The sequence below is a fragment of the Agrococcus citreus genome (assembly GCF_039527715.1).
Taxonomy (GTDB): domain Bacteria; phylum Actinomycetota; class Actinomycetes; order Actinomycetales; family Microbacteriaceae; genus Agrococcus; species Agrococcus citreus.
In genome coordinates this window covers 23,490-32,144 of sequence record NZ_BAAAKK010000002.1, presented here as the reverse complement: position 1 = coordinate 32,144, position 8,655 = coordinate 23,490, and the positions used below count along the sequence as shown (strand labels likewise).

At 72.3% G+C, this 8,655-nt stretch carries 10 protein-coding genes and 1 tRNA gene; 8 read left to right on the top strand and 3 right to left on the bottom strand.

Annotation, left to right across the window (positions count from 1 at the left end):
• The first annotated feature begins 186 nt into the window (after positions 1 to 186).
• From ABD106_RS04905 to ABD106_RS04895, 3 genes are all read left to right on the top strand, one after another.
• Entirely contained in the window at positions 187 to 2,076 is a 1,890-nt protein-coding gene (locus ABD106_RS04905) for an FAD-binding monooxygenase (RefSeq protein WP_343917965.1), read from the top strand.
• A gap of 89 nt (positions 2,077 to 2,165) precedes the next feature.
• Positions 2,166 to 2,570 (top strand): VOC family protein, encoded by a 405-nt coding sequence (locus tag ABD106_RS04900; protein ID WP_343917963.1) that lies wholly within the window; start codon positions 2,166 to 2,168, stop codon positions 2,568 to 2,570.
• A complete protein-coding gene (locus ABD106_RS04895) occupies positions 2,567 to 2,848 on the top strand; it encodes a winged helix-turn-helix transcriptional regulator (RefSeq protein WP_343917961.1) in 282 nt (93 codons plus the stop codon). Before ABD106_RS04900 ends, ABD106_RS04895 begins: the two co-directional genes overlap by 4 nt.
• Positions 2,849 to 2,920: 72 nt before the next feature.
• Here the strand turns inward: ABD106_RS04895 and ABD106_RS04890 are convergent.
• Positions 2,921 to 2,993 (bottom strand) — tRNA-Glu (locus tag ABD106_RS04890).
• Positions 2,994 to 3,230: 237 nt separating this feature from the next.
• Entirely contained in the window at positions 3,231 to 4,121 is an 891-nt protein-coding gene (locus ABD106_RS04885; protein ID WP_343917959.1) for a diacylglycerol/lipid kinase family protein, read from the bottom strand.
• 94 nt (positions 4,122 to 4,215) lie between these two features.
• Between ABD106_RS04885 and ABD106_RS04880 the strand changes: the two genes are divergently transcribed.
• Together ABD106_RS04880 and ABD106_RS04875 are read left to right on the top strand one after the other, a co-directional pair.
• The gene (locus ABD106_RS04880) at positions 4,216 to 4,848 is read left to right on the top strand and encodes an MBL fold metallo-hydrolase (protein WP_343917957.1); all 633 of its coding nucleotides are present in this window, start codon (positions 4,216 to 4,218) and stop codon (positions 4,846 to 4,848) included.
• A gap of 54 nt (positions 4,849 to 4,902) precedes the next feature.
• On the top strand, positions 4,903 to 5,664 hold the full coding sequence (locus ABD106_RS04875) for a TSUP family transporter (RefSeq protein ID WP_343917955.1): 762 nt from the start codon (positions 4,903 to 4,905) through the stop codon (positions 5,662 to 5,664).
• 19 nt (positions 5,665 to 5,683) lie between these two features.
• On the opposite strand, the gene ABD106_RS04870 is transcribed toward ABD106_RS04875, so the two are convergent.
• Complete coding sequence (locus ABD106_RS04870) at positions 5,684 to 6,598, bottom strand: NAD(P)/FAD-dependent oxidoreductase (RefSeq protein ID WP_343917953.1); 915 nt, start codon at positions 6,596 to 6,598, stop codon at positions 5,684 to 5,686.
• Between the two features lie 28 nt (positions 6,599 to 6,626).
• Here ABD106_RS04870 and ABD106_RS04865 point away from each other — a divergent pair, with 28 nt between their 5' ends.
• The 3 genes from ABD106_RS04865 to ABD106_RS04855 all read left to right on the top strand — a co-directional run bounded on the left by ABD106_RS04865 (position 6,627) and on the right by ABD106_RS04855 (position 8,645).
• Positions 6,627 to 7,106 carry a helix-turn-helix domain-containing protein gene (locus ABD106_RS04865; protein WP_343917951.1) on the top strand — a complete coding sequence of 160 codons (480 nt, stop codon included), beginning with the start codon at positions 6,627 to 6,629 and terminating at the stop codon, positions 7,104 to 7,106.
• Between the two features lie 61 nt (positions 7,107 to 7,167).
• Positions 7,168 to 7,890 carry an IclR family transcriptional regulator gene (locus ABD106_RS04860; RefSeq protein WP_343917949.1) on the top strand — a complete coding sequence of 241 codons (723 nt, stop codon included), beginning with the start codon at positions 7,168 to 7,170 and terminating at the stop codon, positions 7,888 to 7,890.
• Positions 7,891 to 7,892: 2 nt separating this feature from the next.
• Entirely contained in the window at positions 7,893 to 8,645 is a 753-nt protein-coding gene (locus ABD106_RS04855) for a sulfite exporter TauE/SafE family protein (protein ID WP_343917947.1), read from the top strand.
• Positions 8,646 to 8,655: the final 10 nt, after the last annotated feature.

Genomic DNA, 8,655 nt, shown 5'->3' with positions numbered 1-8,655 from the left:
CCCGGTGCACCGGGTCCGGGGAGGTGGACGGGGTCCGGATGCTGTGCGGCCGTTCCTCTAGACCGGTGCTTGTCGCGCATCCGCCCTCGCCCTATGCTCGTAATCAGTAATTGAAGTTGGTGTTCAGATAGAGAACATCACGAGACGATGTCGTCCGACGTCCCACAGAGAAGTGAGGCAGCTGCCGTGCAGTTCCACCACCACGGATACGTGTCCACCGACCCGCGCATGCAGCCCGCCGCTGGGGTCGGCCTCGACCGGCCGGCCGACCTCCCCGACGAAGTGGACGTGCTCATCGTGGGCACCGGCCCCGCGGGCATGATCACCGCCGCGCAGCTCGCGCAATTCCCCGACGTCAACGTGCGCATCATCGAGCGCCGCCCCGAGCGCCTCGCGATCGGCCAGGCCGACGGCATCCAGGCGCGCAGCGTCGAGACCTTCCAGGCCTTCGGCTTCGCCGAGCGGATCACTGCCGAGGCGTACCACCTCACCGAGATGGCCTTCTGGGCGCCCGACCCCGAGGACCCCTCGCGCATCATCAAGACGGCGAGCCCGCCCGACGACCCGACCGGCGTGAGCGAGTTCCCGCACCTCATCGTCAATCAGGCGCGCGTGCTCGACTACTTCGCCGAGGCCGCCTACAACGCGCCGGGCCGCCTCACGCCCGACTACGGCTACGAGTTCAAGGCGCTCGAGGTGACACAGGAGGGCGACTTCCCCGTGCGCGTGACGCTCGCGCACACCTCGGGCAGCCAGAAGGACGTCGAGCGCGTCATCCACGCGAAGTACGTCGTCGGTGCCGACGGCGCCCGCAGCGGCGTGCGCGCGGCGATCGGCTGCACGCTCGCGGGCCAGTCCGCCAACCACGCGTGGGGCGTCATGGACGTGCTCGCCAACACCGACTTCCCCGACATCCGCACGAAGAGCGCGATCCAGTCGAGCACGGGCGGCAACATCCTGCTCATCCCCCGCGAGGGCGGCTACCTCTTCCGCATGTACGTCGACCTCGGCGAGGTGCCGGAGGACGACGCCGGCAACGTGCGCAAGACGTCGATCGACCAGATCATCGCCAAGGCGAACGCGATCATCGCGCCGTACACGCTCGACGTGAAGAACGTCGCGTGGAGCAGCGTCTACGAGGTCGGCCATCGTCTCACCGACCGCTTCGACGACGTGCCCGCCGACGAGCGCGGCACTCGCTCGCCGCGCGTCTTCATCGCGGGCGACGCGTGCCACACGCACAGCGCCAAGGCGGGCCAGGGCATGAACGTCTCGATGCAGGACGGCTGGAACATCGGCTGGAAGCTCGGACACGTGCTCGACGGCCGCGCGCCCGAGGCGCTGCTCGACACCTACTCGCTCGAGCGCCAGGTGGTCGCGCAGAACCTCATCGACTTCGACAAGGAGTGGTCGACGCTGATGGCGAAGCCCGCCGCCGAGCTCGGCAGCCCGCAGGAGGTCGCGGACTTCTACACGCGAACGGCCGAGTTCCCGGCCGGGTTCATGACGGAGTACGAGCCGTCGATGATCGTCGGCACCGCCGACCACCAGGAGCTCGCGACCGGCTTCCCGCTCGGCAAGCGCTTCAAGTCGGCGCGCGTCGTGAAGGTCTGCGACACGAACCCCGCCCACCTCGGCCACTTCCACGCGGCCGACGGGCGCTACCGCATCTACGTCTTCGCCGACCGCGCGGCGCCCGCCGAGGCCTCGGCCGTGCGCGAGCTCGCCGAGTGGCTCGCCGGCCCCGAGTCGCCCATCGCGGTGCACACGCCCGCGGGCCGCGACTCGAGCTCGCTGTTCGACGTGCGCGTCATCTACCAGCAGGGCCACCACGACGTGAACCTGAACGACGTGCCGGATGCCTTCAAGCCGACCGTCGGACCGTTCGAGCTCGTGAACCTCGAGAACGTCTACGCGAAGCACCCCGACATCGACATCTTCGAGGAGCGGGGCATCTCGCGCGACGGCGCGATCGTCGTCGTTCGGCCCGACCACTACGTCTCGCAGGTGCTGCCGCTCACGGCGCGCGATGAGCTCGCGGCATTCTTCCGCGGCGCGCTCAAGCCCGCCTCCTGACGACCTCGACGCACGGCCCTCGGCGCGATGCCGGGGGCCGTTCGCGATCGGGGCTTGACGCCACACTTGCATTTTGCAAGTGTGGCGGTGTGAGCCTCTTCATCACGTGTCCGGTCGAGAGCGTCGAGCGCGCGACCGCCTTCTACACCGCACTCGGCTGGAGCCTCAACGCCGAGATGTCGGACCACAACGTGTCGTGCTTCGCGATCGCGCCCGAGCAGTACGTCATGCTCGGCAGCCGCGAGATGTACGCGGCGATCGGCGGCGTCGAGGAGCTGATCGGCGCACCCGACACCCCCTCGAAGGTCACCGTCTCGTTCGACCTCCGCAGCCGCGAGGCGGTCGACGAGCTCGTCGAGCGCGCGGGCGCCGCCGGCGGGAGGATCGGCGACACGGACGACTATCCGTTCATGTACCAGCGCCAGTTCGACGACCCCGACGGCTACCACTACTCGCCGTTCTGGATGAAGCCGGACGCAGCCCCGGCGGCGTGAGCGACCTCGGCGCCGCTCTCGACGTCGTCGGAGCGCGGTGGGCGCTGCGCATCGTCGAGCGACTGCTCGACGGGCCGCAGCGCTACGGCGATCTGCAGCGCGACCTCGGCGTGCCGACGAACATGCTCGCGACGCGGCTGCGCGAGCTGGAAGCCGCGGGCGTGCTGTCGCGCCTGCCGCTGCGGCACAACACGCGGGCGTACGCGCTCACCGAGCGCGGACTCGCCCTGCACGACGCGATCGAGGCGCTCGGACGCTGGGGCGCCGAGGGCACCTAGGCGACGCACGGGCACTCGTCCGCTGAGACAGCGAAGCGCCCCCGGTCGATGACCGGGGGCGCTGTCTCACTGTGACCCCAGCGGGATTCGAACCCGCGTTACCGCCGTGAGAGGGCGGCGTACTAGGCCGCTATACGATGGGGCCTTCTGCGCTCGCTTGCCGCGATTGCAACCTGGATAGTGTGCCACACGATCCAGCACCGCGCAAAATCGAGCGCGCCCTCGCGATCCTCGTACGCAGTTGCGGGTGCAGAGCCTCGCGACCCGCAGTTCCGCAGCGGAGCCTTGTGCCCGTGCCCGGCCTCGCGGAGCCTGGTACGGATCGGCGGGTATAGGCGAGCACGACCCGCAGATCGGTACCGCAGAGCCGCCGACGCCTCGCTCACGGCAGCCGCAGCACCTGCAGCGCGCCCGGCATGACGCTGCAGCGCACGGGCAGCCGGCCGACGATCTCGCCGTCGGCGCACACGATGACCGTCTCGTCGCTCGCGATCTCGGCGGTCTCGCACTCGGTCACGGTGATGCGGCGATCGCGCACGTGCGTGCCGCGGAACACGCGCGCCAGCAGCGCGATGAACGCGGGGTATCGCAGCTCGTCGGCGAACACGGCCGTCAGCCGGCCGTCGCGCAGCGACGCGCTCGGCGCCACCGGGATGCCGCCGCCGAACGTGCGGTTGTTCGCGATCGCGGCGACGAGCGTGCGCCACGAGCGCTCCGCTCCCCCGTCGAGCCGCACGCGGAACGTGCGGTGCCGCGGTCGCAGCACGGTCGCGAGGATCGACGCCTGGTAGCGGATGCGCGCGGGCACCCGGGTGAACCGGAACGAGCGCACGTTGACGTCGGCGTCGAAGCCGACCGACACGATCCCGGCTGCGATCGCGACCCCGTCGGGATGCTCGATGCGGATGAGGTCGACCCGGTCGGGGACGGCGGCGAGCATGGCCTCGAGCCCGTCGAGCGCCGCCTGGGTCGATCGGATGCCGAGACCGGCCGCGAAGTCGTTCCCGCTGCCGGCGGGGATGACGAGCAGCCGCTTCGAGGTGCCGCCGACGATGTTGACGCCGAGGTGCACCATGCCGTCGCCGCCCACCACGACCAACGCTTCCGCTCGGATCATCGCGAAGCGCGTCTGCTCGAGCTGGCCCGCATAGCTCGCGGCGGCGATGTGCTCGACCTCGTGGCCGAGGTCGGCGACGCGCGCCGCGACGATCGCGCCGAGCGCGCCGTTGCGCCCGAGGCTGGCGGTGGGGTTCGAGGCGACGACGATGCGCACGGGCCACAGCCTAGGGACACGGACTCGGGGATACGCGCGGCGGCCGACGTGCCCACTCGCGCGCCGCCGCCCATCAGCGCCTATCGTGGAGTGCATGCGAGTGACCAAGCGAGAGCACGCCTGCATCGTCCTCGACGAGGAGGGGCAGCAGCTCGTCATCGATCCGGGCAACCAGACCGGCCCCATCCAGGCCCGCGGCCTCGTCGGGATCGTCATCACCCACGAGCACGCCGACCATTGGGACGAGGCGCACCTCCAGGCGCTCCGCGCCGCTCGCCCCTCGGTGCCGATCTTCGCGCCCGCCGGGGTCGCCGCCGCCGCCGAGGGCTTCGACGTCACGGTCGTCGAGGCCGGCGAGCGCGTCAACGCGGGCCCGTTCCGGCTGCGGTTCTTCGGCGGCAAGCACGCCGAGATCCACCGCTCCATCCCGCTCGTCGACAACCTCGGGGTGCTCGTCAACGAGCGCTTCTACTACCCGGGCGACTCGTACACGACGCCCGACGTGCCGGTCGCGCTGCTCGCGGCCCCCGCGGGCGCGCCGTGGCTGAAGATCGGCGACGTGATGGACTTCGTCGCCGAGGTCAAGCCGCGCGGCACGTTCGCCGTGCACGACGCTCCGCTCTCGCCGATGGGGCTCGCCATGGCGCACGCCCGCATCGAGGGCGCCGTGCAGCACGGCGGTGGCGAGCACCACCGGCTCGAGCCGGGCGACTCGGTCGAGGTCTAGGGGCGTGGCGGCGGCGCATCGCGCTGCAACGCTGCACCCCGCGGCATCGACCGCGTGATCGATCCCGTCACGCTGCTGCTCTACGCGGCGGCACTCCTCGTGGCGACCGTCGCCCAGCGCGTCATCGGCCTCGGCTTCGGGCTCGTGATGGGCCCGGTCTCGGTGATGGTGGCAGGCCCGATCGCCGCGGTGCCGCTCAACTGCATCTTCTCGGCGATCGGCTGCATCCTCATGCTCCCGGGCGTCTGGCTCGACGTCGACTGGCGCCGCCTGACGTGGCTGCTCGTGCCGGCCATCCCGGCGAGCGTCGTCGGGCTGCTCGTCGCTCGAGTCGTGCCGACGGATGCGCTGCGCATCGCGGTCGGCGTCGTCGCGATCGCGGGCCTGCTGGTGTCGGTCGCGTTCACGCGCACGCGCCACACGCTCGACGGGCCGACGACCCGCATCACCTCGGGCTTCGCGATCGGCAGCCTCAACGCGGCGGTCGGCGTGGGCGCACCGCCCGTCGGCGTCTACGCCCTCGTGAGCCGCTGGGACCCGCGCGTGCTCGCGGCGACGATGCAGCCCTTCTGGGTCGTGCTCAACCTCGCGACGCTCGCCGGGCGCCAGCTGCTCGTGCCCTCGGGGTTCCCCGAGTGGCCGTGGTGGGCGTGGCTCGGCGCAGCCGCGGCGGCCGCGCTCGGCACGCTGCTCGCGCACCGGATCGCGCACCTCGTGCCCGAGCGCGCCGCCCGCGCGACCATCGTGGTGCTCTCGCTCGCGGGCGGCGCCGCGGTGATCGCGAGCGGCGTCGCCGGACTGCTGGCCGCCGGCTGACGTGCCGGCGGCGAGGGTCCTAGCCGATCAGCTGCCGCACGACCCCGAGCGCGGCCATCTGTCCGGCGGCCGCGCTCGCGATCACCGAGTGCCCCGGTCCCGCCGTCGCGCGGTGGGCCGCATCGCCGGCGGCGAAGACGCGAGCGACGCTCGTCGCGCCCACCTCGTCGATCTCGATCGCGCCGTCGGGCAGCATCGCGCACCCGAGCGACGCCGGCAGCGGCGACGCCTGCACCCACGCGCCGCCGGCGAGCACGCCGTCGCACGCGAGCTGCGTCCCGTCCTCGAGCGCGATGCCGACGAGCGCGCCGTCCCGCTCCACGACGCCCGTCGCTCGTCGCTCGTCGACGACGACGCCGAGCCGCTCGAGAGCCGCGGCGACGTCGCGCTCCTGCGGCACGCCATCCGTCAGCCACGTCAGGTGCTGCGCCACCCCGACCATCATGCGCACGGGGTGCTCGCGCATCGGCTCGCCGCCGAGCACGATCACGCGCGCCCCGAGCTCGTGACCGTGGCAGAACGGGCAGTGCGCGACCTGCCCGCCCCAGTGCCGCTGCAGCTCGGGCAGCGGCAGCGGCAGATCGGCGACGCCGGTCGCGAGCACGAGCGAGCGCGCCTCGAGCCGCTGCCCGTCGGCGAGCTCGACGGTCACGCCATCCGGTTGCGCCGCGGCCGTCACCACGCGGCCGTCGACGAGCCGCACGGTCGCGTAGGCGGCGACCTCGTCGCGGGCGATGGCGCGGAACTCGGCCGGCGGCGTGCCGTCGCGCGTGACGACGTTCTGCATGTGCGACGCGGTCGCGTTGCGACCCGGCCCCTCGTCGACGAGCGCGACGGAGCGATGCACGCGAGCGAGGGTGAGGGCGGCCTGGAGGCCCGCGGGGCCGCCGCCGATGACGATGGAGTCGAGGAGATCGGGGTTGGGAGTTGCCATGCGCACCAGCATGTGACTTCATGTCAGCATGAGGTCAAGTCTGCTGTCGATCGGCGAGCTCGCGGCCGAGTTCGGGCTCGCACCGCACGTGCTGCGGCACTGGGAGTCGGAGGGCGTGCTCGCGCCCGCGACGCGCGTCGGCGGCAAGCGCCGCTACGACGAGTCGGCGCGCATGCGCATCGGCACGATCCTGCGCGGGCAGGATGCCGGCATGTCGCTCGCAACCATCCGCGCGGTGCTCGGCACCTCGAGCGCCGCGGAGCGGCACGCGATGCTCGCCGAGCAGGTCGCAGCGCTCGAGCAGCGGCAGGCCGAGCTCGAGGCCGCGCTCGCCGTCATCCGGCATCTGCAGTCGTGCGAGCACAGCGACTTCGCGCAGTGCCCGGGCTTCCGCGACCTCATCACCGCCGAGCCGCAGCCCATCGCGCACTCGGCGCGCCTGCACGGACGCCCGCGCCCTGGCTGTGATCTGTCCGCCCGCGCGCAGCCGGCCCGTGCCGCTATCTGAACGCGCTGTTCTATGCTTGCGACAGCATCCGACGTCGGATGCTTGATGAGAGCGAGCGACGATGCCCGAGACCCGAGCGGCACGGCCACCGGCCGGTGCCGACACGAGCGGCTCGCAGACCCTCTCGCGCGGCCTGACCGCGCTCGCGCTGCTCGCCGACCACGGGAGCCAGTCGATCCAGTCGCTCGCCGAGCTGCTGGGCGTGCACCGCTCGGTCGCCTACCGCCTCGTGCGCACGCTCGAGGAGCACCGGCTCGTCGTGCGCGCCGGCGGCCTGCTGTCGCTCGGGCCCCAGCTCGTCGTGCTCGCGCGCGACGTCGAGCACGACCTGCAGTCGGCGTCGCTCCCCCACCTGCAGCAGCTCGCCGACGAGCTCGGCATGACGGCGTTCCTCACGGTGCGCGACGGCGACGACGCTGTCACCCTCGTGACGGCCGTGCCCCGCGGCGTCAACGCATCCGTCGCACAGCACCCGGGCCACCGACACCCCATCGCGCTCGGCGCGCCCGGCATCGCGCTGCAGGCGATGCTCGACGACGCGACCTGGCGCGCGCTCGGCCACGACGGGCCGATGCACCCCGAGGTCGAGTCGGTGCGGTCGCGCGGCTGGGCGGTGAGCGCCAACGAGGTGATCCAGGGCATCACCTCGGTCGGCGCCCCGATCCGCGGGCGACGGTCGACGGATGCGTCGGTCGCGGTCGTGACCGTCGGCGAGCCCGACACCGACATGCTCGGGCGCGCCGTCGTGGCGACCGCCGCCGCGATCGACGCGGACCTGCGCTAGCGGTGGACCTCGTCTCGTTCGTCGTCGCGCTCGTCGCGGTGCTCATCGGCGCGACCGGTCAGCGCATGATCGGCATGGGCTGGGGACTCGTCGTGACGCCCGCCGTCGCACTCGTCGCAGGCCCGCTCGCCGCGGTGCTCGTCGTGAACCTCTACGGCGCGCTCGCGTGCATCATCATCCTGCCGAAGGTGTGGCGCGAGGTCGATTGGCGGCGGCTGCTGTGGATCGCCATCCCGGCGCTCGTGCTCATGGTGCCCGGCATGCTGCTCGCGAAGGGCCTCGACACCGACCTGCTGCGCGTGCTCGTCGGCGTGATCGCGATCGTCGGCGTGCTCATCACCGTCGCGTTCACGAGCCGGGCGCGCACGCACGACGGCCCAGTGCTGCGGCTCGCCACCGGCACCGCGATCGGTGTGCTGAACTCGAGCGTCGGCATGGGCGCGCCCGCGGTCGGCGTCTACTCGCTCGTCTCGGGCTGGCAGGACCGCACCTTCGTCGCGACGATGCAGCCGTTCTGGGTGCTCATCAGCGGGGCCGTCGTCGCGGTGCGACCGTTCGTCGCGCCAGAGGGCTCGCCCGACTGGCCGCTGTGGGCGTGGGTCGTGCTCGGAGTGCCGGTGGTCGCGGGCGTGCTGCTCGGCAACCGCCTCGCGCACCTCGTCGACCGCACCGTCGTGCGCTGGGCGATCATCAGCCTCTCGGTGCTCGGCGGTGCGGCGCTCATCGTCACCGGCGCGATGGGCCTGCTCGGCTGATCGAGGGCGG

What these genes read in the sequence shown, in the direction of transcription:
- ABD106_RS04880 (WP_343917957.1), top strand. Translation starts at nt 4,216, where the DNA reads ATGCGAGTGACCAAGCGAGAGCACGCCTGCATCGTCCTCGACGAGGAG.
- ABD106_RS04870 (WP_343917953.1), bottom strand. Translation starts at nt 6,598, where the DNA reads ATGGCAACTCCCAACCCCGATCTCCTCGACTCCATCGTCATCGGCGGC.
- ABD106_RS04865 (WP_343917951.1), top strand. Translation starts at nt 6,627, where the DNA reads ATGAGGTCAAGTCTGCTGTCGATCGGCGAGCTCGCGGCCGAGTTCGGG.
- ABD106_RS04860 (WP_343917949.1), top strand. Translation starts at nt 7,168, where the DNA reads ATGCCCGAGACCCGAGCGGCACGGCCACCGGCCGGTGCCGACACGAGC.